Genomic DNA, 22,325 nt, shown 5'->3' on the forward strand with positions numbered 1-22,325 from the left:
GGGAGAAGTACGGCATCATCGTCGTCGCCGAAGGTGCGGTGCCGAAGGAAGGCACGATGGACGCTGGCCTTGGCGACGAGATGAAGAAGCGCCTGGGCTACGACGTGCGTACCACAGTGCTTGGCTGCTTGCGACGGTGTGCACGCCACCCGCGCGGCACACGACGGCAACTTTGGCAGCTGTGTGGCCTTGCACGGCGAGGACATCGAACTTGTTGCGCTCGAGGATGCAGTGGCGCAACTCAAGACCGTCCCGGAGCGCCGCTACGCCACCGCGAAGGCGATGTTCACCTAGGACAGCGCAGGGGTTTCCTAACAGAATCTCCAAAACGGCCCGCGAGTCCATATTGTGAGAGTAGAATCTCACGCTATGAGTCAATCGCGTCGTGGGGCGACCACCGCCGAAGATCGTTCGGCCCTGATCGCCTCTGTTGTCTTCCCGATCCTCGTCGTTGTCGGCGGCTGCATCGGATACTTCACCCCGTCTGTCGTCGCGCCGATTACCGGGTGGACAACCTGGCTTCTGGGCGTGGTCATGTTTGGCATGGGCCTGACGTTGAAAGTCGCCGACTTTGCGATCATCGCGAAGCGTCCGACGCCTGTGCTGATCGGAGTGATCGCGCAGTTTGTCATCATGCCGGTACTGGCGGTGCTCATTACGTGGATGCTGAATCTGCCACCGGAAATCGCAGCTGGTGTCATCCTCGTCGGCTGCGCCCCGGGTGGTACGACCTCCAACGTGGTGACCTACTTGTCACGCGGTGATGTGGCGCTGTCGGTGGCGATGACCACGGTGTCCACGCTGCTCGCGCCGATCTTCACGCCACTGCTCACCCTGTGGTTGGCGGAGCAGTACCTGCCAGTAAGTGCTGGTTCGATGGCGATCTCCACGGTCAAGATGGTGCTGCTTCCGGTCCTGCTCGGCCTCGCGATTACGTTCTTTCTACCGAAGATCGCCCAAGCGATCTTGCCAGCGCTTCCGTGGATTTCTGTCGTCGCCATTGGGGCGATCGTCGCGATCATCGTCTCGGGTTCACGGGACAAGATCGTCGAAGCGGGTCTGCTTGTCTTGGTAGCTGTGATGATCCACAACCTGCTCGGCTACGCGCTTGGCTACTTCACCGGCAAGGGGACGAAGCAAACCGAATCGGCCTCGCGCACCATCGCGGTGGAAGTCGGCATGCAAAATTCTGGCCTCGCCGCCACGCTCGCTGTGCAGTACATGACCCCGCTTGCCGCGCTGCCGGGTGTCATCTTCTCGGTCTGGCACACCCTGTCCGGCGGGATCTTCGCCATGGTCATGCGTTTTCGCGATGACCGCGCGAAGCGTGCCGAGAACCCAGCAGCGCCTGCCGCAGAACCCATGGTGGTCTAGGGCCATCCACTACAAGTCGCCGCGACGTGCCACCCACACGAACGCGGCGATCTTTTTACGCCCGACAGCGAGCGCATTGCCTAGCGACGGCCCATTGCCCGCATGGATCGTCCCCCACAACGTGTCGCCGGGGTGCGCGGGGAGAACGCTGCACAGGTGCTGCATTGCGGCGGGGGCGAGGCCGCGGCCGCGCGCGTGGTCGTCGAGAAGAAACTCGTAGACCTGAAACCCGCGCATCCCGTTGGCATCGTCGCGAGCGGCAGCGATCACTCCGGCGCGTTTGCCTCCGACTTCCACTGCACACAGCGCACCGGTTTCCGCACAGCTTTGTAACTGCGGCAGTGTCGCTGCTTCGGTCCAGGTCGCCACGTCGGGCGTTTGCTTCACGACGTTGCCCAGCACCTCATCCGCGTACCCCGTCATCTCCTCAGGAGCTGCTGGAATAAGCCGCACCAGGTGGTTCTGCGGACGGCGTGGTGCAGCGCGCAGTTCGGAGATGAGGGCGGCAACGATCCACTGATCCACATCGGCGCGCTCCGGCGGGTTGGGCAATTCGAACCGGATTGCAACCGGCACAAAATCAGCGAACTCGCGGTGCAACTGTACTGCATACGGTGCTAACCCGTCGTACTGCGGTGATACGGACGTAGCGACGACATGCACAAACGGCTTCTTGGGATCCAGCCCCAAAAAGCGGATGCCGGCGACGCACCAGTGACCATCAGTGAACTCAACGTGCCGGTTCGCCCACGCAAGCGGGTCCTCTACGGTCGGCCCGCCGATGCTGTTGAGGTGATCGCGGAATCCGGCGCCGAACTCGTCGTTAGCCACATGCTCTGCTTGCGGGCGCATCTCCTCCGTCGCGAGGTAGAAACGTTCTTCCTCCGAGTACCAGTCGCGCAGCTGGCTGGGCATCCAGGCCGCATAAGCACTCGCCATTTGGGCAAGCAATGCGTTCGTCATCGTTAGTGCCTTTCCGTCTGAGGGAAGTTTTTATTTTAGGTAAATTTCGCCACGGCGAGCTGGAGCGCGAGCGAATCGGGTAGGGCAGTAGAATGGCCGGCATGACTGCCTACGATCTGATGGATTACGACGAGGTACTGGAAAAGTACGACCCGGTTATGGGGCTTGAGGTGCACGTCGAGCTCGCTACTGAGACGAAGATGTTCTCCACAGCCTCTGCCCACTTCGGTGCGGAGCCGAACTCCAACGTTGACCCGGTTTCGCTCGGCCTGCCGGGCGCACTGCCGGTGGTCAACGCCAAGGGTGTGGAGTGGGCGATCAAGATCGGTCTGGCGCTGAACTGCAAGATTGCGGAGTCTTCCCGCTTCGCGCGTAAGAACTACTTCTACCCGGACCAGCCGAAGAACTACCAGATCTCCCAGTATGACGAGCCGATTGCTTACGACGGCTACCTGGACGTCGTACTCGAAGACGGCACCGAGTGGCGCGTAGAGATCGAACGCGCGCACATGGAGGAAGACACCGGCAAGCTCACCCACTTGGGCTCCGCTTCCGGTCGTATTACCGGTGCTACCGCTTCGCTTGTGGACTGCAACCGTGCAGGCGTGCCCCTGATCGAGATCGTGACCAAGCCGATCATCGGCGCCGGCGAGCGTGCCCCGGAGGTGGCGAAGGCATACGTCGGCGCACTGCGTGAGCTGGTGAAGGCGCTCGGTGTCTCCGATGCTCGCATGGACCAGGGCAGCATGCGTTGCGACGCCAACGTGTCCCTGCGTCCAGTCGGCCAGGAAGAGTTCGGCACCCGCACCGAGACCAAGAACATCAACTCCCTGAAGTCGGTCGAGCAGGCCGTGCGCTTCGAGATGCAGCGCCAGGCTGCCGCGTTGGAGAACGGCGAGGAGATCGTCCAGGAGACCCGCCACTACCAGGAGAAGGACGGCTCCACCTCGAAGGGCCGTCCGAAGGAAGAAGCCTCCGATTACCGTTACTTCAACGACCCTGACCTGCCGCCGGTGATTGCAAAGCCGGAGTGGGTTGAGGAAATTCGCGCAACCCTGCCAGAGTTGCCGTGGGTGCGCCGTGCTCGCATCCAGGAGGAGTGGCAGCTTCCGGAGAAGGAATTCCGCGACCTGGTCAACGCTGGTGCGTTGGATCTCATCGTGGACACAGTGGAAGCTGGCACGACCCCGGACGAAGCACGTTCCTGGTGGGTGTCCTACATCGCCGGTAAGGCTAACGAGGCAGGCAAGGATTTGGACGCGCTCGGTGTTACCCCGAACGATGTCGCACGCGTGGTTGCGTTGGTCAAGGAGGGCAAGCTGACCACCAAGCTTGGACGCCAGGCGCTTGACGGTGTGATTGAGGGTGACGGCAACGTTGATGAGGTCGTCGCAAAGCGTGGGCTCGAGGTTGTGCGTGACGACGGCGCCATCGAGAAGGCTGTCGACGACGCACTTGCCGCCAACCCAGACATCGTGGAGAAGTACCGCGCAGGCAACAAGAAGGTCACCGGCGCAATCGTCGGCGCCGTAATGAAGGCCACCCAGGGTAAGGCAGACCCGGGCCAGGTCAACCAGTTGATCGCGAAGAAGCTCGCGGAGTAAAACCTCAGCGAAGCACCATCCAGCCGGCCCCGACTGATGTACGGGGCCGGCTGGTTCTTCTTTGGTGGGTTGTAGGTAATGGTAACAATGCATATCCTGTAGGTACGTACCTGCAGGGAGGTGTGTTATGACCGCTATTTCCGCCAGAGAATTCAATCGGGATGTCAGTGCCGCGAAGCGCGCCGCGCTCGATCACCCTGTGATCATTACTGATCGTGGGGAGCCGTCACACGTTCTGCTGTCGATCGACGACTATCGTCGGCTCTCATCGTCAGAAAATGGGTGGGTAAAAGCAGTTCAAATGAAGGATGAAGATATAGAATTCGACCCTCCACGAGCTGAATTTAAAGTGCGGAGTCTCGACCTGTGAGGTATTTATTCGATACCAACGTTATTAGTGAGCTGCGGAAGCCGCCCGGCCGAGTGAATCCTCGAGTGGCGAGTTGGGCCGACAACCTGGCAGAGGGAAACGTATACATCTCTTCCATCTCAGTTTTTGAGATCGAAAGAGGAATTCTGCTCAAGCAACGTACGGATCCAGTGCAGGCTGAAAGGTTGCGCGACTGGTTCAATGGTCAAGTTAAAGTTCAATTCAAAGGTCGCATTCTTCCTTTTGATGAGGACGTAGCCTCTGTGGCGGCTGCGATGCACGTCCCGGACCCGAAAGCGACTGCGGATTCTTTTATCGCTGCTACCGCTCAAGTACATAGCCTTATCGTTGCGACACGGAATACCCCTGGCTTTGAGTCGATGGGCGTTGAGCTAGTTAATCCCTGGGAGATGTAACCGCGAAACGCGAAAGCCCCGGCCAGTGTGGTGGATGGCCGGGGCGGGGGAGTCGTCGTCAAGCAGTGCTACTTGTTTTGAGGCTTGACGGCCGGGAACTCGCCAGTCTTGTACATCTCCTCGTAGGACTTCCAGTGGATTTCGTCGCCCGGGGTATCGGGTGCGCCCTCGTAGGACTCAGACTCCGGATCGAGCGCAGGCACGTCCGCGATATCGAATTCGCTGGAAGAGTCCGCGTGCAGATCCGCAGCAACCTCTTCCTGGACGGACTGCCACAGGTCTTGGCCGCCCATGTGGGAATCGCCGGTGAGCTCGTCGACTTCGTTGCGCTCGGCGCGGGTCAGCGGCTCGCCTTCCGGATCGAGCGCGGTCTCGGCAAGCTCTGCAAGACGCTCGCGGCGTCCCGTCTCCTCCTGGATGTTCTTGCGGTCGCGGAACCAAGCCACACCCATAGCAATGCCAAGGGCAAGACCGAGGTAGCCCAGAACCGGGTAAACCCAACCAAGCAGGTCAGCGAAGCCAATGAAGGACAGGGCGTAGCCGACGAGAACCGCCGCGAAGTAGTACGGGCGGAACTTGCCCGGCTTGTCGTGGCTGAGGCGACGACCGCTGGCGTAGAACATGCCGACGGCGGTGTTGTAAATCATCAGGTAGATGACAATGGAGACGAACACGCCCACTGCCGGGTGCATGTTGTCGAAGACCATCAGTAGCGGCATGTCTGCGTCCATCACGTCTGCCATGTTGCAGAACAGAATGAACGTGAGGATCAGCAGCAAGACAGCGAACATAATGCCGCCCAGCAGGCCACCCTTACCGGCCTGTGCAGGGTTCATGTGGGAGCCAGCAAAGACGAGCATCATGGAAACGTCCATGATCATGACCAGGGTTGCGTAGTTCAACGCGGTGATCAGCCAGTTACCAAACGTGCCTGATGCGCTTTGGTTCTGCTGTGCAATCTCGTTGATGTATCCGAAGTCGGACGGGATGTTCGTCAGTGTGATCACAAACGCGGCGAGCAGGCAGATGATCAGCAGCGGCGTGATGAAGGAGAAAACGTTCGTGAGCCTGTCGATGTCAAGAAGACCGGACAGGAGCAGCAGCACAACCATGATGGTCGATCCGGCCCAAGTTGGCAGGCCGAATTGTTGCTCGAGGTTCGCGCCAGCACCGGCGACCATGACGAAGCCGATGCAGAACAGCGTGAACACGGTGGTGATGTCCATGTATTTAGCAATCCACGGACGCGAGACACTCTTGAACACGGCACTGTGGTCATCGGCCATATAGTAGGAACCGAGCTGGTAGACCCAACCACTGAAAATTGCGATCGCGGCACCTGCGATGGCGGCGCCGATGATGCCCTTGTAGCCAAAGGCAAGGAAGTATTGGATGACTTCCTGCCCGGAGGCAAAACCAGCGCCGACAGTCAGGCCCACGAGCGCGAGGGCGACTTTGAGCGTTTTACTCATCGATAAACAATCCTTATATAAATTTGCGTAAAAGATTTAGAGCGCGTAGCAGGGTAACACCATTACACGGGCTTGGCTAACTAGGTTTGTTGACATCGGTGCAGCGCACCCCGGCGAGTTGACAAATCACAGCGAAGTTTTCGCCTAAGTTGTAGGCCATGGCTAAAAATCCACGCGATCTCACACCCGACGATCTGAACAACCTGGAAAACGTCGCTGACGTGCCCGAATACAAGGGGGATGCTGCGACGGAGATTTTTCCGCAGACTTCCCAGACGGGCGACGAGGTGCGCCTGAGTGCCGATAAGGCAGCACAAGCCTCTGCGCCGTCCGCAGGCTCTACTGCGGTCCCCTCGGCGTCTGCATACTCATCCGACCCGGCACCGGTGACATCCGCGTTCATCCGTGAATCTGAAACCATCGCACCGGCAGCCCCCGCAACCTATGCGGAGGAGCCGGTCGAGCCGGTTGCGGTGGATCCGGCACCGGTTGCAGTAGAGGAGGAAGACGCCCGCCGTGGCACGACTGATTTCGGCTTGCTGCTGCTGCGTCTGTTCCTCGGCGCGTACCTGATTATTGATTCCGTCGCAGTGTTCTTCCGACTCGGCGGCAACGACGGTATCGCCGGCCTAGAAAATGCATTCGCCAACTACCCGTACGGCAACGGCCTGGCTGTTGTTGTTCCCACCCTCGAACTCACGGCCGGCGTGTTCTTGGTCCTTGGTCTGCTCGGACCGATTGCGGCAGCTGTGGCGATCGCCGTCACCGGCTTTTTGGCGCTGCACGCATTCAACGGTCAGACGGACGGCTTCAACGTCTTCGCCTGGACGCCGGAAACGTGGGTGCCGGTCATGCTGCTGGCAGTGTCGCTCGCAGTGCAGTTCACCGGTCCGGGCCGCTACGGTATCGACGCCTCGCGCGGTTGGGCGAAGCGTCCGCTGGCATCGTCCTGGATCTGCGCCATTGTGGGTCTTGCCGCAGCAGGTGCGGCGTGGTGGTTCGGCACCGGGATTAACCCGTTTGCCTAAACCACACGCACGCTGCGTTTAGTCCACTTGGCGGACGGCGCCCTTGTCGGCGCTGGTTGCCATCTTGGCGTATGCACGCAAAGCCTTCGAAACCTCACGGACACGGTTCGGTGTCCAGGGGTTGTCGGAGGCTTCCATAGCTTCACGGCGCTTTTCCAACTCTGCTTCCGGCACATCCAGCTTCAGTTCGCGGTTGGACACGGAGATGGCGATGGTGTCGCCGTTTTCGATGAGGCCGATCAGGCCGCCTGCGGCAGCTTCGGGGGAGATGTGGCCAATGGACAGACCGGAGGTGCCTCCGGAGAAGCGACCGTCGGTGATCAGTGCGCACTTCTTGCCCAGGCCAGCGCCTTTGAGGAATGACGTCGGGTGGAGCATTTCCTGCATGCCCGGTCCACCTGCTGGACCCTCGTAGCGGATGACCACAACCTCGCCTTCGAGCACCTCGCGGTTGAGGATCATGGACACAGCTTGCTCTTGCGAATCGACGACGCGTGCTGGACCGGTGAACTCCCACAAGCCTTCTTCGACGCCTGCGGTTTTCAGGATGGCGCCGTCCGGGGCTAGGTTGCCGCGCAAGACGACAAGGCCGCCGTCGGAGGTAAACGGGTGCTCGACGTCGTGGATGACGCCATTTTTCGCATCCGTATCCAGGCTTTCCCAGCGCGCGCTTTGCGAGAATGCCTTCGTGGTGCGCTCACCGCCCGGTGCGGCGTGGAAGAGCTCGAGCGCTTCCTCGGTAGCGCTGCCGCCGCGGATGTCCCAGTCTGCGAGCCATTGGCTTAGCGACGAGTACGTGATCGAATGCACATCATCATGCAGCAATCCAGCGCGGTTGAGCTCACCCAGGATGGCCGGGATGCCGCCTGCGCGGTGGACATCTTCCACGTGTGCCTCACCGTTCGGGGCAACCTTGGACAGGCAGGGGATCTTGTGTGACAGATCGTCGATATCTGCCAGGTCGAAGTCGATCTCGCCTTCCTGTGCTGCGGCCAGGATGTGCAGGATGGTGTTGGTGGAACCACCCATTGCCATGTCGAGCGCCATGGCGTTGCGGAATGCATGGACGTTGGCCACGTTGCGGGGCAGGACGGATTCGTCGCCCTGGCCGTAGTAGCGCTCGCAAAGGTCCATGATGGTCTGGCCAGCGCGCTCGAAGAGTTCGCGGCGCGTGGTGTGGGTGGCCAGGGTGGTGCCGTTGCCCGGCAGTGACAAGCCAAGTGCTTCGGTGAGGCAGTTCATGGAGTTAGCGGTGAACATGCCGGAGCAGGAACCACAGGTGGGGCAGGCGTTGTTGGCGATACTGTCGAGCTCGTCGTCGCTGACGTCGTTGTTAGCGGAAAGCGCGATGGCGTCGATGAGATCGGACTTCGGCTTAGTCACACCGCCGACAGAAAACGCCTTGCCGGCCTCCATCGGGCCACCGGAGACGAAGACGGCGGGGATGTTCAGACGCATTGCGGCGTTGAGCATGCCTGGGGTGATCTTGTCGCAGTTGGAGATACACACCATGGCATCCACGGTGTGGGCGTTGACCATGTACTCCACCGAGTCGGTGATGATCTCGCGCGAGGGCAACGAATACAGCATGCCGGAGTGGCCCATGGCGATGCCGTCGTCGACCGCGATGGTGTTGAACTCCTTGGGTACGCCGCCTGCGGCGCGGACAGCGTCGGCCACGATGTCACCAACATGTTTCAGGTGAACGTGGCCAGGCACGAACTGCGTGTAGGAGTTCACGATGGCAACGATGGGTTTGCCAAACTCGTGCTCGCCGGTGCCTGTAGCGCGCCACAGGGCACGGGCTCCGGCTGCTTGGCGGCCAACGGTGGTGACACGTGAGCGAAGGGGGATCACGGTTTACTCCTTAGGTTCGTTCGCGGACGGGCGAGGTCCCGGCAGATCGGGGTGTTCTGCGAGGTAGGCATCGTATTCCTCGCGGGTAAGCAGGATGCGGTCGCCGTCTTTATCAATGATTTCGTACTTGCCGTCTGCTGCTTGCTCGGCGGATGCAATGACGTCTGTAATTCGTCCTCCGGATGCCTCGGCGAGCGCGGGCAATGAGTTGAACGTTACGCCAGGCAGGGGATACTCGGTGCCGTTTTTTGCAGCGACGCGTGCGGAAGTTCCCTTGAAAGCGATGCCGGCCAGGTCTTCCCAAGGAAGAAAGGCATTTTTGCGAACGAGGTAACGGGTTTTAATTCCTTTGTTATCCACTGTGGTGGAGGAGCAGAGTACCCATGCGAGCCACACAATGGGGATAAGAAGGAGCCAAATGAGATATTTCGGCGCCCACATGATGCCCATGAGTGCGATGCCGGTTGCGAGCACGATGGCGAGGATGTGCTCACGGGTTGGTTTAAACACTTTTTGGGTGGTCGGGGACGTTCCCTGTGTGGCTGTCATACCCCGGCATGCTAGTCATGTTGATGCCGGGGGAAGTAACGGGATGCGCCGGGGTGTCGTCGATACGCGTGATTTCTGTGAATAAAAATGCGCGAGGGGTGGGCTGGCTCACTATTGTCATGTACGTGATCAATCAGCGACTTGTAATTATTGTACCCACGCGGCGCTTGCCGTAGCGGGTTCGTTTTACACGCCGCAGACACAAGCGCCCTCGAGAGCACACCGCTCGCCGGGGGCTTTTATTTTTAGGTAATTCGAACACAAGGAGTGCAACGGTGGCAGGTTCACAACCATCCCCGTCGACGGAGAGCAATGGACCGGAGCGGATGAAAGGCGCGGACGCGGTCGTTCGCAGCCTGGAGGAGCTTGGCACGGAAATTGTGTTCGGCCTTCCGGGTGGCGCGGTGCTTCCGCTTTACGACGCCCTGTATCGGGCAACGAAACTACGCCACGTGTTGGTGCGCCACGAGCAAGGTGCGGGCCATGCAGCAGAGGGATACGCGGTGGCCTCGGGAAGGGTCGGCGTTTGCATTGCTACGTCTGGTCCCGGTGCGACGAACTTGGTAACACCGATCGCGGACGCTTACCTGGACTCGGTGCCGATGGTGGCGATCACGGGCCAGGTTGGCTCGTCGCTTTTGGGTACCGATGCGTTCCAGGAGGCGGACATCCGCGGCATCACGATGCCGATTACAAAGCACAACTTCATGGTGACCGACCCGGAGCAGATCCCGTTCGCGCTTGCGGCGGCGTTTCATATTGCCTCGACCGGCCGTCCAGGCCCAGTGCTCGTGGACATCCCGAAGGATGTGCAGAACGCGGAGATTGAGTTTAAGTGGCCGCCGAAGATCGATTTGGCTGGCTACAAGCCGAACACGAAGCCGCACAACCGTCAGATTGCCCAGGCAGCGAAGCTGATTTCTCAGGCGAAGCGTCCGGTGCTTTACATCGGTGGCGGTGTTGTGAAGGCGAATGCGAACAAGCAGCTGCTCGAGTTTGTTGAGGCGACCGGGATCCCTGTGGCTACGACTTTGATGGCGCTCGGAGCGTTCCCGCAGTCGCACCCGCTGTACCTGGGTATGCCGGGTATGCACGGTTCGGTACCGGCAGTGGGTTCCTTCCAGGAATCCGATTTGCTCATCGCTGTTGGCACGCGTTTCGACGACCGCGTGACCGGCGATACCGATACGTTTGCGCCGCACGCCAAGGTCATTCACGCTGACATCGACCCTGCAGAGGTGGGCAAGATCCGCGCGGTGGACGTTCCAATCGTGGGCGATGCTAAGCGTGTGCTGTCGGAACTGACCGATTACTTTGAGGAATCCGGAAAGGCCAAGGCGCCGTCGATCGAGCCGTGGATCGCACGCCTGCAGGACTTGAAGCAGCGTTTCCCGCGCGGTTACGACAAGCACGAAGACGGCACGCTCGCCCCGCAGTTTGTTATCGAGTCGCTGTCTCAGGCCGCCGGACCTGACGCGATTTACTGCTCCGGTGTGGGGCAGCACCAGATGTGGTCTGCGCAGTTCGTTGATTTTGAAACTCCACGTCACTGGATCAACTCCGGTGGTGCGGGCACGATGGGCTTTTCCATTCCGGCGGCCCTCGGTGCGAAGGCCGCTCACCCGGACGCGGAGGTGTGGGCGATCGATGGCGACGGTTGTTTCCAGATGACCAACCAGGAGATCACCACCGCTGCACTCGAGGGTTTCCCGATCAAGGTTGCGCTGATTAATAACGGCAACTTGGGCATGGTGCGTCAGTGGCAGACGCTGTTCTACGACGGGCACTACTCCCATACCAAGTTGGGTGGGGAGACCTATGTGCCTGACTTTGTGCAGTTGTCGGAAGCGCTCGGTGCTGTTGCGTTCCGGGTATCGAAGGAAGAAGACGTGTTGCCGACGATCCAGCGTGCCCGTGAGATCAACGACCGCCCTGTGGTGATCGAGTTCATCGTGGGCGAGGACGCGCAAGTGTGGCCGATGATTTCTGCGGGCTCGTCGAATAGTGACATTGAGTACGCGCGCGGCATGCGCCCATTCTTTGACGATGAGGAGTCAGCTGCGGAGTCGCCGCAGGCAATCAGCGACGCAATCGAGACCGCTGCGGCGGAGCAGGAAGGGAACTAACAATGACGCAACCAGATCAAATCACTCGCCACACGCTTTCGGTGCTGGTTGAAGACGTTGACGGAATCATCACTCGCGTCACCGCCCTGTTTACTCGTCGCGGGTACAACCTGGTGTCGCTGGTTTCGGCAAAGACCTCCAAGGAGGGCGTCAACCGTTTGACAGTGGTGGTTGATGCGACGGAGCGTTCCGTCGAGCAGATCGTCAAGCAGCTCTACAAGTTGATCCAGGTGCTCAAGGTGCAGCAGCTTGACGACGACACCACTGTCGGCCGCCAGCTCCTGCTGGTCAAGGTTAACGCTGACAACCACACACGCCCCCAGGTCGTGGATGCGGCGAATCTGTTTCGTGCACGCGTGATCGATGTGGCGGTGGACTCTGTGGTTATTGAGGCCACGGGTGAGTCGCCAAAGTTGAAGGCGTTTTTGGACGTGATGGATACGTTTGGCATCCGCGAGTTGGCGCGCTCCGGCACGGTGGCGCTGACGCGTGGCTCCAAAACGTTGGCGCCACTGGACTAAATTCCCCACAAATCGAGACGGCTGTGTCATAATGTGAAACGCCCGTCTCACAGAATGAAGAAAGAAGCGAGAACTATGGCTATTGAAGTGCTTTACGACCAAGACGCAGACCTGTCCCTGATCCAGGGCAAGAAGGTCGCAATCATCGGCTACGGCTCCCAGGGTCACGCGCACGCTCAGAACCTGCGGGAGTCCGGCGTCGAGGTGGTTGTTGGCCTTCGCGACGGCTCCAAGTCTGCAGAAAAGGCCCGCGAGGCCGGCTTTGATGTGAAGACGAATGCTGAGGCAGCTGCATGGGCTGACGTGATCATGCTGCTCGCCCCGGATACCTCCCAGGCCAAGATCTTCGAAGAGGACATCGAGCCGAACCTGAAGGACGGCGACGCCCTGTTCTTCGGGCATGGTCTGAACATCCATTTCGGCCTGATCAAGCCGGCAGACAACATCACCGTCGGCATGGTTGCCCCGAAGGGGCCGGGCCACCTGGTGCGTCGCACCTTCGCCGAGGGCAAGGGTGTGCCTTGCCTGATCGCCGTGGAGCAGGATCCGCAGGGCAACGGCCGTGAGCTTGCGCTGTCCTACGCTGCCGCAATCGGTGGCGCACGAGCTGGCGTTATCCCGACCACCTTCGAGGCCGAGACTGTCACCGACCTGTTCGGTGAGCAGGCAGTGCTCTGTGGTGGCCTCGAGGACCTGATCATGACCGGCTTCGACGTCTTGGTCGAGGCTGGCTACGAGCCGGAGATGGCGTATTTCGAGTGCCTCCACGAGATGAAGCTGATCGTCGACCTGATCTACGAAGGCGGCATTGCCAACATGAACTACTCCGTGTCTGACACGGCAGAGTTTGGCGGTTACCTCTCTGGTCCGCGTGTCATCGACGCCTCGGCGAAGGATCGTATGCGCGACATCCTGAAGGATATCCAGGACGGCACCTTTACCAAGCGCCTCGTCGCCAACGTTGAGGGTGGCAACAAGGAGCTCGAGGGTCTGCGCGACAAGGTTGCACAGCACCCGATTGAGAAGACCGGTGCAGAGCTTCGCGACATGATGAGCTGGGTGAAGAACCCGCTTACCGACACTGCCCGCTAATTCGGCAGGTAAACGTAGCCCTCGGATCAATGTGATTCGAGGGCTTTGTCGTGCTTCTCCCGCACAAGCCCGCACGGCAGAGCAAACCCCGCGCCCGGAGAGTGGGTGCGGGGTAGTCGGATCGCGCCGAATAATTAGTTGGTGGCCGGTGCGTCAGCCGGAGCCTCCTCCTGGGCGCCTTCCGGTGCGATGGAGTCGATGACCTCCTCGACGACGTTTGTCGTCTCGGTCGCGGTAGCGTCGGCCTCGTTGGCGTCAGTGTTGGCGTCCTCAGCGGCGTCCTCGGCCGGTGCGGTTTCGGTAACGGTGCCGTCTTCGACCGTGGTGGTCTCGTTAACAACCTCGGTGGCTGCAGTCGTGGTGGAGGTGTCTACGGTGGCGTCGCCCTCGGCGTCGTCGCCGGTAAACAGGTTCCACAGCAAGGCCAAAAGCAGGAGTGCTGCCAGAATGCCCAGGAGCCACTTCCACCATCCGCCGCCACCGTTATCGTCGTCAGTCACTGCAGTGGAGCCAGCAGCCGGACGCGCCGGTGCGGTGGTCGAAGCCTCAGGGGTAGTGCGCTCGACGCGAACATCCTCGGTCGGGTCGTTCGGGTTTTGATTCGGGTTCGGGGTAGTCATTTGCTAATTCCTTTCGTTATTACTTATCCGCGCCGCTCGGGGCGGATTCATGGTGAACCGCCCGTGACGTGCTCGGATATGCGAACGGTCGCCCACTGTAACAAAGTATGACGATTTGGCTCGGCAGGATTTCGCCCCGGGGAGGCGCGAAGGATTCGTTTCTCCTCGTGAGCGCTGCGGAAAGCATCCCGGCAGCGATTTTCAATAAATTGTCATTAACGTGTTGGTGTTCCTATGGTTGTCGTTATGCACAACCATTCAGATCACGCTCATCATGATCATGCTCATGGCGCACGTGTTGACGCGCCGACGAAGGCGATCGGCGCTGCACTTGCCGTTACCGCAACGGTCTTTGTTGCGGAGTTGGTCGGAGGTGTGATTTCGGGATCGGTCGCGCTGCTTGCGGATGCGATGCACATGTTGTCGGACGCGGCCGGGCTGATCATTGCGATGGCGGCGGTGCTCGTCGGTAAGCGTGCAGCCACGTCATACGCGACCTACGGCTACCGCCGTGTCGAGGTGCTCGCGGCGATGATTAATGCCGCGACAGTGCTGGCAGTCTCCGTCTGGATTGCAATCGAGGCCTTGCGCAGGCTGCGGGATCCAGCCCCGATTGATACGGGTCCGATGATGATCATCGCCGCGATCGGCCTTGCGGCGAACGCGTTGTCGGCGTGGATTTTGTACTCCCAGCAAAAGGAGTCGATCAACGTACGCGGTGCATACCTCCACGTGTTGGTGGATATGTTCGGGTCTATCGCCGTGCTGGGGGCCGGCGCAATTGTCGCGTTGACCGGCTTTACTGCGGCTGACCCCATTGCGTCGTTGCTGATCGCGGGCCTGATTGTTCCTCGTGCGTGGAAACTCATGGCGGAGTCGGTGGGTGTGATGCTGGAGCGTGTGCCCGAAGGGTTTGACGCCGAGGAAGTCGAGGCTGAGTTACGTGCACTGCCTGGGGTGAGGGATTTGCATGACCTGCACTTGTGGTCGCTTGACGGGGTGTCGGTGATTGCGACGGTTCACATTGTGGCAGTGGAAGGAGAAGACCGCGATCAGTTGCTGGATCGGGTTCAGGCGGAGTTGCACAGGCTGGGTGCGGAGCATGCGACAGTGCAAATTGAGCTGCCAGAGCACATCGAGCACGAGACGGTGTGCTGATTCTGTCCTACGCTAAGGCATATGGGCTTTACTACGCCGAGCTATTCGCTCAAGGATCTATTCTCCCGCGCTGAGCGCGGTGAGCTGCAGCTGCCTGATTTTCAGCGCTCGTACCTGTGGGACGTGGATCGGGTGCGCACGTTGGTCACCTCGGTGCTGCGTGGCTACCCGGTCGGTTCTTTCCTCGCGCTCGATACTCGCAACGCGGAGCAGCGTTTTAAACCACGCCCGCTTGAGGGGGTGGATGTTGCCGGAGTGGAACCGGGGCTGTTGCTTCTCGACGGCCAGCAGCGCCTCACGTCGCTCTTTCACGCATTTAAGGGTGATGGGGAGGTGAGCACGGTGGACTATCTTGGGCGACCGATTTCTCGGAAGTTCATGGTGGATGTACGAGCGGCGGTGGCACACACGCCGATGCCGGTGGAAGCCGTGTTTGCTGTCGATGGGGAAGGGAATGTCCGATCCCACTTTGGGCCGGACATTCCAGGTGGCATTCGAAATCGCGATGACATGATCGAGCACGCTGTGATGCCGGTTTCGATGTTGCTCTGGAAAGAGGGCAACGATCTCCTCGTCGATATGGCGGCACATGCACAACACGACGAGGTGCGTACTGCCGTGAAGCGGTTTATCAATGCGGTGATGCGTGAGCTGCCTGCGTACGACATTCCAATGATCCGCCTGGACCGCGATACTGCACAAGAGGGAGTGGGGCAGATCTTCGCGTTTGCTAACTCGGCAGGCGTGCAGATGGATGTGTTCGAGCTCCTTACCGCGACATATGCAACCCAAGACCCGACGTTCGACTTGGCTAGCCACTGGGAAGAACTCGCAGCCCAGTTTGATTGCTACGACGTGCTCAAGGGCATCGGCCGTGTGGAATTCCTGCGTGCACTGTCACTGTTGCTGACCAGTCGGCAGGGGCCTGCTTTGGGCCACCGTGGTGACATCCTCAACATCACGATCGAGGATTACCGTGCACACGCTGACGAGATGGCCCGCGGGTTCGTTGCGGTCGCCCAGTTCCTGCAAGAGCGACGTATCGTCGCTGCGGATCAAGTCCCTTACCCTGCGCAACTCATCCCGCTCGCGGTTATGCTTGCGCGCCTGGCCGAACGTCCCGAACTTGCAGGAAAGAAGGAAGTCGGTGACAGGCTCAACCGTTGGTTCTGGTGTGGCGTGTTCGGTGAGCTTTATGCCGCGCACGCGCCGACAATCCGCATCGGCGTAGACGTCTCTGAAGTCATCCCGTGGGTCTGTGGAGAGACCGACATCGAGCCGCGTACGGTCGCCGATGCACGTTTCCACGAATCCCGTCTCTATACCGCAACCTCGGACAGTGGGATCTACCGTGGGCTGTATTCGTTACTGATGGCACGTGGCGCGCGTGACTGGCGCACTGGAGAGCACTTCGACAAATCCACAGTGGCCGAACTGAAACCTCGCTTCGGCCAGATCTTCCCGTGGGAGTACCTACGCGAATTCGGTGTCGACGAGCGGCTGGCCGACAGCGTGCTCAACCGCACGCCGATGGGCCGTCGCACCGAGGTCGTCATTGAGCAAAATGAGCCGAAACGCTACCTGCCCAGGCTGCAGTCCAAGTCGCTGCTTGACGACGATGACTTTGACGCCCTGCTCGAAAGCCACGAAGTCGACCCAGAAGCACTACTGACATCTAACTGGGAGAGATTTATCGCTGACCGTCGTGAACGCTTCATCGGCATGATTGAATACGCGATGGACCGCAACGTGCTCAGCGACGAAGGATTGCGCGACGACGCAGAATAGGAACAGCACAGGGGAGAGACACGAAGGAGGACCGGTGAAGCATTCCGGGTGCGCATCGCTTGCAGTGCTATCGGCGGGCGTACTGCTCGCCGCATGCACTCCGGATGTCCAACTCGGCCCTTACGAACGCGCCCGAAGCGTCAACGTCGCAGGGCATGTCTCCAAAACGTTTGAGCCTCACCCGGTGGTGCTCGACGACCCACTTGGCATGGAAACCGCGAAGTTGTTCTTCCCGCGCTCCGAAACGCTCGTGCTTTCCGACGACACCCCTGAGGCGCAACTTCGCGCAGCCTCCATCGCAGTGACCGCACATGCCCCGATGATGGTCTACGACGGAGCACGCCACGCCGAATACGTCTCCATGATCGCCGACATGCACACGGTAACTGTCTTAACCGTCGGTGATGTTGCTATGGCTCCAGCATCTGGTGCAGTACGTATCCGACGCGACCCCGGCGGTATGCGCGCGCTCGGCGAAATGACTTCGCTGCGCTTCGCTGAACGCACTATCGATGATCCTGCAGACAGTGCCCGTGTAGTCGCCGAACTCAACGGCAACGACCCCACTTGGCTACGTGCTACCTGGGCAGATCCCGTGTCTAAACCCGGCGCCCAAGCGCAACCGTTTCCCGTCCAATCGCGCCGGGATGCGCATATGTCGCCGAAGGTGGTGGCCACGTGGCAGTCGTCGATACCCGCGATTGCGAATGCAAGGAGTTACGGTGCCGCGGTGGAGATCGTGCCGCTGCCGGATCCGCGGAAAGCGGAGGCGACGTTGTTTGCCATGGCGGGGCTTTCTGATAAGTCGCTTATTGCGCTGGGGGCGCAATTCGGCTCGAGTGAGGAGTTGGCGTTTCGTATCCGTCAGGCAGAGCGGAATCGTTAAACCCAAGCGCCAAGGAGTGCTAATGTGGGCGCCAGAGTCTACACAGTGAGAAAGGTGTCCCAGAATATGAAAATCGCGGTGATTGCTGGCGACGGTATCGGCCAAGAAGTTATGGCGGAGGGGCTCAAGGTCCTCAACGCGGTGCGCGATGACGTCGAGACCACCGAATATGACCTCGGAGCGCGCCGCTACCTGCGCAATGGCGAGCTGCTGACGGACGAGGACTTGGAAAGCCTCGCCGAACATGATGCGATTCTGCTCGGTGCGATCGGCGACCCGGCGCGCGTGCCTGCGGGTGTGCTCGAGCGCGGCCTGCTGCTGCCGCTGCGTTTCAAGTTGGACCATTACGTCAATCTGCGGCCGTCGAAGCTCTACCCATCGTCGACGAGCCCTCTCGCAAACCCTGGTGAGATCGACTTTGTTGTGGTCCGTGAAGGTGCCGAGGGGCTCTATGCCGGTAACGGCGGTACTTTGCGTCAGGGCACCCCGCACGAAGTTGCTTCCGAGGTTTCTCAGAACACGTATTTCGGCGCTGAGCGTGTTGCCCGGTACGCGTTTGAGTTGGCAATGACGCGCCGCAAGAAGGTCACGCTCGTGCACAAGACCAACGTGCTGGTCAACGCTGGTGGCTTGTGGCAGCGTGTGGTCGACGAGTTGTCGCAGGAGTTCCCGGAGGTCGAGGTGGACTACAATCACATCGATGCTGCAACGATTTACATGGTGCAGGACCCGTCGCGCTACGACGTGATTGTCACCGACAACCTTTTCGGCGACATCCTGACTGACCTGGCAGGTGCGGTTGCGGGCGGTGTGGGGCTGGCGTGCTCCGGCAACATCAATGCTGCACGTGAGTTCCCGTCCATGTTCGAGCCGGTGCACGGCTCTGCTCCGGATATCGCGGGCCAGGGGATTGCTGATCCCACGGCAATGATTCTGTCTGTGGCGATGATGCTGCGCTTCCTTGGCGACGACACCAACGCCGCCCGCATCGAAGAAGCAGTCGAGCGCGACGTGACCCAGCGTGGAGACACGCCGGTGCGTACCACCGAGGTAGGTGAGCGCATCGTCGACGCCCTCGCGTAGGGTCGAGCGCATGGTTTCTTCCCGGAAGATCACACGTGCGTCCCTGGCTGTTTTCTGTGCTTCTGCGCTTGCCCTGACTGGCTGCGGCGCAGGCGACGGAGGACTCGGTGGGGGCTCTCAGTCCGATGCTGGCGCCAAGAACGCCCTTGCCACCGATGGTGACGAGGTGATTCAGGACGCCGACGGCACGGGTGTGGAAGTCTCGCAGCGCTTCTTCGAGTCTTCGGACACGGTGGTGGTCTCCGCGAAGGATCGCGATCAGCAGCTTCGCGCTGCCGCGATTGCAGTGGATCTAGGTGCGCCGCTTCTGGTGCGTCTCGATGGCACCGACGCCGCGATTGATGCTGAGGTTGAACGCCTTGGCGCGTCCCGGGTAATTGAGGTTCCAGGCGATGACGACGCGGTAGCAGCGACTGAACCGGTCGTAGCCGAGCGTGCCGAAGAAGATGTGGCGGCGATTGCGGCACTCGAGGCAAAGAACCCGCGTGACTTGCAGATGCCGCCAGTGTTTGCCACGGCGGTCTCCTCGCGTGCGTCGGTGGCCACAGCTCGCGCAGCAGGTGCGGATGTGCAGGTGTTAGCGGCTGCGGACCCGCGGGCGTCGTCGCAAAGCATGCGCGATGTTATGGAACAGGACGTGCTCGCGCTTGGCCGCCAGTGGGGCTCGAACGAGAACTTCCGTGCGCGTGCAGCACTTGCCGCCAATGGTGAACTGCCCGGTGGCGGCGGACTGGTGTTCCCAGGCCGGCGCATGATTGCGCTCTACGGCCATCCGTACGGCCCAGAGCTCGGAGTGATGGGGGAGCAGGACCCTGCCGCAGCAGTTGAACTGGCGAAGCAATACGCCTCCCGGTACGAGCCGCTGGAGGATCAGCCGATCATTCCTGCCTTCGAGGTCATTGCATCGGTGGCATCGGAGTTCCCAGGCGATGACGGTAACTACTCCAACGAAACGCCGATGGAAGATATCGCCCCGTACGTGGATGCCATCGTGGACGCAGGTGGCTACGCCGTAATCGACCTGCAGCCGGGCCAAGGCAACTTCTTGGAGCAGGCGAAGATCTACGAGGAGCTGCTCAAGCAGCCGAACGTTGGCTTGGCACTTGATGCGGAATGGAAGCTAAACCCTGGTGAGCAGCCGCTTTCGCGTATCGGTAGCGCAACCGCAGCCGAAATCAATGAGGTCGCCGACTGGCTTGCAGCGCTTGTCCGCGACAACAACCTGCCACAGAAGGCATTGATTCTGCACCAGTTCCAGGTTGGAATGTACCCGGACCGCGAAAACATTGTCACCGGGCAGCCGGAACTGGCATGGATCCTTCACGCGGACGGTCATGGGCTGCCGGAGCAGAAATTCGACACGTGGAACATCCTGCGTCAGGGGTTGGACCCGAATTACTTCATGGCGTGGAAGAACTTTATCGACGAGGATTCTCCCATGTTTACTCCGGAGCAGACCTATGCCGACGTGAATCCTCGCCCGTGGTTTGTGAGCTACCAGTAGTTTTCCAAAAATTCGCCGTGTGGGGGTCGTGCTCACGCTAGGCTTCGGGCATGAGCGTGGAATTGGACGAGGTCTACGGCTTCCTGGCCCAGCACGAGCCGTTTTCGAGTCTCCCTGAAGAGAAGATCCGGGCCCTGCCCGCACAGATGGGGATCACCTATGTGCGCCGCGGTGAAGTCGTTGTGGATCTCGGCCAGCCCAACGACACGCTGTACATCATTCGCTCGGGTGCGGTTGACATCGTCAGCGATGACAACTTGCTGCTGGACCGTCGCGATACAGGCCTGAACTTCGGCTACTCCACGCTGGTAGGTCCGCGGGAATCGCAGTATGTGATGGAAGCGGTGGAAGACAGCGTGTTGCTCATGCTGCCGCGCGAGGTGTTCACAGGCCTGCTTGATGCGCATCCTGAGCTGCACAGGTTCTTTGAGTCGGCGTCTCGTCGTCTCAAAGTAGCAGCGGAAGAGGTGCGTGATGGGGGGACGGCGAGTGTGCTGCGTACGCCCATTGCGCATATTGTCGACGGCCGCCCTGCCGTCACCTGTGACGCAACTGCATCAATCGCGCACGCTGCCGGTGTAATGAACGAGCACGATGCGAGTTGCCTCGTCGTCGTCGGAGGTGAGCAGATCGGCATCCTCACAGACAAGGACATGCGTTCTCGCGTTGTCGCAGCGCAAGTGGACCCGTCACGGCCTATTGCACATGTGATGTCCTCACCAGTGCGCACCATCCCGGAAACAGCGTTGGTGTTCGAGGCGATGCTCGCGATGAGCGAGTTGGGGATCCACCACCTGCCGGTTGAAGGCGCCGGAGGTGTGTGCGGTGTGCTGACCTCATTTGACATCATGCGCCTGCTGCAAGCAGACCCGATCTACTTGGCAGCAGATGTGCAGCAGAGTACGTACGAGGAGCTCGAGGGAGCCTACGATGCCGCGGCAAACGTGGCTGTGCGGTTCTTTGAGCGAGGCGCGTCCGCAGCTGAGACACAGCGCCTGCTGACATCGATTGCGGATTCCATCGCTCGCCGTCTAGGCGAGCTAGCGGAGGAGCAGCTGGGGCCAGCACCGGTGCCGTACGCCTTTGTCGCGGTAGGCAGTCAGGCTCGCGCGGAGATGGGGCCAGCCTCCGACCAAGACAACGCGTTGGTCCTCGCGGACAGTTACGACGAAGAAACACATGGGGAGTACTTCATCGCGCTGACACAGTTTGTCTGCGAGGGTCTCGCGCATGCAGGTCAGGCGTTATGCCCGGGGGAGATGATGGCGTCGAACCCAAAGTGGCGCATGACGCAGTCGCAGTGGTCGCGCATGTTCCACACTTGGGTCACTGCACCTGATCCGAACGCGTTGCTGCACGCGCAGGTATTTTTCGATTTCCGCGCGATCTTCGGCTCAGGCGAGGGGTGGCGCTCGCTGGCTGATGAGGTGCATGAGGCGGCGTTGTCGTCGGCGCGAGGGTCGCGCCGTCTACATACACACTTGGCAGCTCTGGCTACGTTCCGAGAGCCTCCAGTGGGCTTTTTCCGTGGCTTCGTGCTTGAGCGCGACGGCGAGTATGCGAACACGCTAGACATCAAACGCGGTGGTACTGCCGCTGTGGTGCAGATGGCTCGGTTGTACTCCATCGTGGCCGGTGTCAGTGCGGTGGATACGCCTACACGCCTGCGTGCCTCTGCCGGCGAGGCGGTATCGACGAAGGGAGCGTCGGATCTGGCAGACGCTTACGAGTACCTTTCGGACCTTGTCATGAAACACCAGTCGCAGCAGGTGCGCGCCGGGGAGGAGCCGAACTACCGCATTGATCCGAAGCAGTTGCAATCCCTGGATCGGGCCGCGTTGCGCGATGCGTTCGGTGTGATCAAGTCGCTGCAGAACGCGCTGGCGTCGAAGTACCCGACGCGGGCGGTGTGAG

At 60.5% G+C, this 22,325-nt stretch carries 19 protein-coding genes and 1 pseudogene; 15 read left to right on the forward strand and 5 right to left on the reverse strand.

Features of this window, described 5'->3' with window-relative positions; genetic code table 11:
* Nucleotides 1-294, forward strand: a pseudogene (locus HMPREF3120_RS11785) (6-phosphofructokinase); the annotation flags it as partial.
* Nucleotides 295-369: 75 nt separating this feature from the next.
* Nucleotides 370-1,374 (forward strand): bile acid:sodium symporter family protein, encoded by a 1,005-nt coding sequence (locus HMPREF3120_RS08625; RefSeq protein ID WP_070452309.1) that lies wholly within the window; start codon nucleotides 370-372, stop codon nucleotides 1,372-1,374.
* 9 nt (nucleotides 1,375-1,383) lie between these two features.
* Here HMPREF3120_RS08625 and HMPREF3120_RS08630 read toward each other — a convergent pair whose 3' ends face one another.
* Nucleotides 1,384-2,337 carry a hypothetical protein gene (locus HMPREF3120_RS08630; RefSeq protein WP_070452310.1) on the reverse strand — a complete coding sequence of 318 codons (954 nt, stop codon included), beginning with the start codon at nucleotides 2,335-2,337 and terminating at the stop codon, nucleotides 1,384-1,386.
* Nucleotides 2,338-2,438: 101 nt separating this feature from the next.
* On the opposite strand from HMPREF3120_RS08630, the gene gatB reads away from it, so the two are divergent.
* The 3 genes from gatB to HMPREF3120_RS08645 all read left to right on the forward strand — a co-directional run bounded on the left by gatB (nucleotide 2,439) and on the right by HMPREF3120_RS08645 (nucleotide 4,727).
* Nucleotides 2,439-3,941 carry an Asp-tRNA(Asn)/Glu-tRNA(Gln) amidotransferase subunit GatB gene (gatB, locus tag HMPREF3120_RS08635; RefSeq protein ID WP_070452384.1) on the forward strand — a complete coding sequence of 501 codons (1,503 nt, stop codon included), beginning with the start codon at nucleotides 2,439-2,441 and terminating at the stop codon, nucleotides 3,939-3,941.
* A 127-nt stretch (nucleotides 3,942-4,068) separates the two neighbouring features.
* Entirely contained in the window at nucleotides 4,069-4,311 is a 243-nt protein-coding gene (locus HMPREF3120_RS08640; protein ID WP_070452313.1) for a type II toxin-antitoxin system Phd/YefM family antitoxin, read from the forward strand.
* Nucleotides 4,308-4,727: a type II toxin-antitoxin system VapC family toxin gene (locus HMPREF3120_RS08645; protein WP_070422982.1), complete on the forward strand. Its 420-nt coding sequence runs from the start codon at nucleotides 4,308-4,310 to the stop codon at nucleotides 4,725-4,727. The genes HMPREF3120_RS08640 and HMPREF3120_RS08645 overlap by 4 nt, the downstream gene beginning before the upstream one ends.
* 68 nt (nucleotides 4,728-4,795) lie before the next feature.
* Here the strand turns inward: HMPREF3120_RS08645 and HMPREF3120_RS08650 are convergent, their stop codons facing one another.
* Nucleotides 4,796-6,199 carry a YkvI family membrane protein gene (locus HMPREF3120_RS08650; protein ID WP_070422981.1) on the reverse strand — a complete coding sequence of 468 codons (1,404 nt, stop codon included), beginning with the start codon at nucleotides 6,197-6,199 and terminating at the stop codon, nucleotides 4,796-4,798.
* Nucleotides 6,200-6,357: 158 nt separating this feature from the next.
* Here HMPREF3120_RS08650 and HMPREF3120_RS08655 point away from each other — a divergent pair, with 158 nt between their 5' ends.
* The gene (locus HMPREF3120_RS08655; protein ID WP_070452316.1) at nucleotides 6,358-7,227 is read left to right on the forward strand and encodes a DoxX family protein; all 870 of its coding nucleotides are present in this window, start codon (nucleotides 6,358-6,360) and stop codon (nucleotides 7,225-7,227) included.
* An 18-nt stretch (nucleotides 7,228-7,245) separates the two neighbouring features.
* Here HMPREF3120_RS08655 and ilvD read toward each other — a convergent pair whose 3' ends face one another.
* Entirely contained in the window at nucleotides 7,246-9,084 is a 1,839-nt protein-coding gene (ilvD, locus tag HMPREF3120_RS08660; protein ID WP_070422979.1) for a dihydroxy-acid dehydratase, read from the reverse strand.
* 3 nt (nucleotides 9,085-9,087) lie between these two features.
* On the reverse strand, nucleotides 9,088-9,633 hold the full coding sequence (locus tag HMPREF3120_RS08665; RefSeq protein ID WP_070452319.1) for a PH domain-containing protein: 546 nt from the start codon (nucleotides 9,631-9,633) through the stop codon (nucleotides 9,088-9,090).
* A 326-nt stretch (nucleotides 9,634-9,959) separates the two neighbouring features.
* Between HMPREF3120_RS08665 and HMPREF3120_RS08670 the strand changes: the two genes are divergently transcribed.
* Genes HMPREF3120_RS08670 through ilvC form a run of 3 tightly spaced genes read left to right on the forward strand, consistent with a single transcriptional unit; the run spans nucleotide 9,960 to nucleotide 13,372 of the window.
* Nucleotides 9,960-11,759, forward strand: a complete 1,800-nt coding sequence (locus HMPREF3120_RS08670) for an acetolactate synthase large subunit (protein WP_070452321.1) — start codon at nucleotides 9,960-9,962, stop codon at nucleotides 11,757-11,759.
* 2 nt (nucleotides 11,760-11,761) lie between these two features.
* Entirely contained in the window at nucleotides 11,762-12,280 is a 519-nt protein-coding gene (gene ilvN / locus HMPREF3120_RS08675; RefSeq protein WP_070452324.1) for an acetolactate synthase small subunit, read from the forward strand.
* 54 nt (nucleotides 12,281-12,334) lie between these two features.
* A complete protein-coding gene (ilvC, locus tag HMPREF3120_RS08680) occupies nucleotides 12,335-13,372 on the forward strand; it encodes a ketol-acid reductoisomerase (protein WP_083284852.1) in 1,038 nt (345 codons plus the stop codon).
* A gap of 134 nt (nucleotides 13,373-13,506) precedes the next feature.
* Here ilvC and HMPREF3120_RS12005 read toward each other — a convergent pair whose 3' ends face one another.
* Nucleotides 13,507-13,992 carry a hypothetical protein gene (locus HMPREF3120_RS12005; protein WP_070452332.1) on the reverse strand — a complete coding sequence of 162 codons (486 nt, stop codon included), beginning with the start codon at nucleotides 13,990-13,992 and terminating at the stop codon, nucleotides 13,507-13,509.
* A gap of 246 nt (nucleotides 13,993-14,238) precedes the next feature.
* Between HMPREF3120_RS12005 and HMPREF3120_RS08690 the strand changes: the two genes are divergently transcribed.
* The 6 genes from HMPREF3120_RS08690 (at nucleotide 14,239) to HMPREF3120_RS08715 (ending at nucleotide 22,324) form a co-directional block, all read left to right on the forward strand.
* Nucleotides 14,239-15,150 (forward strand): cation diffusion facilitator family transporter, encoded by a 912-nt coding sequence (locus HMPREF3120_RS08690; RefSeq protein WP_070452387.1) that lies wholly within the window; start codon nucleotides 14,239-14,241, stop codon nucleotides 15,148-15,150.
* 21 nt (nucleotides 15,151-15,171) lie between these two features.
* Complete coding sequence (locus tag HMPREF3120_RS08695) at nucleotides 15,172-16,938, forward strand: DUF262 domain-containing protein (RefSeq protein WP_070452335.1); 1,767 nt, start codon at nucleotides 15,172-15,174, stop codon at nucleotides 16,936-16,938.
* Between the two features lie 34 nt (nucleotides 16,939-16,972).
* Entirely contained in the window at nucleotides 16,973-17,824 is an 852-nt protein-coding gene (locus HMPREF3120_RS08700; RefSeq protein WP_070452338.1) for a hypothetical protein, read from the forward strand.
* A 66-nt stretch (nucleotides 17,825-17,890) separates the two neighbouring features.
* Entirely contained in the window at nucleotides 17,891-18,907 is a 1,017-nt protein-coding gene (locus HMPREF3120_RS08705) for a 3-isopropylmalate dehydrogenase (RefSeq protein WP_070452340.1), read from the forward strand.
* 10 nt (nucleotides 18,908-18,917) lie between these two features.
* Nucleotides 18,918-20,411, forward strand: coding sequence for a cell wall-binding repeat 2 family protein (locus HMPREF3120_RS08710; RefSeq protein WP_070452343.1), 1,494 nt, complete (start codon nucleotides 18,918-18,920; stop codon nucleotides 20,409-20,411).
* 50 nt (nucleotides 20,412-20,461) lie between these two features.
* Nucleotides 20,462-22,324 carry a DUF294 nucleotidyltransferase-like domain-containing protein gene (locus HMPREF3120_RS08715; RefSeq protein WP_070452347.1) on the forward strand — a complete coding sequence of 621 codons (1,863 nt, stop codon included), beginning with the start codon at nucleotides 20,462-20,464 and terminating at the stop codon, nucleotides 22,322-22,324.
* Nucleotide 22,325: the final 1 nt, after the last annotated feature.

Origin of the sequence: Corynebacterium sp. HMSC11D10, from assembly GCF_001806995.1 — a bacterium.
Taxonomy (GTDB): Bacteria; Actinomycetota; Actinomycetes; order Mycobacteriales; family Mycobacteriaceae; genus Corynebacterium; species Corynebacterium coyleae.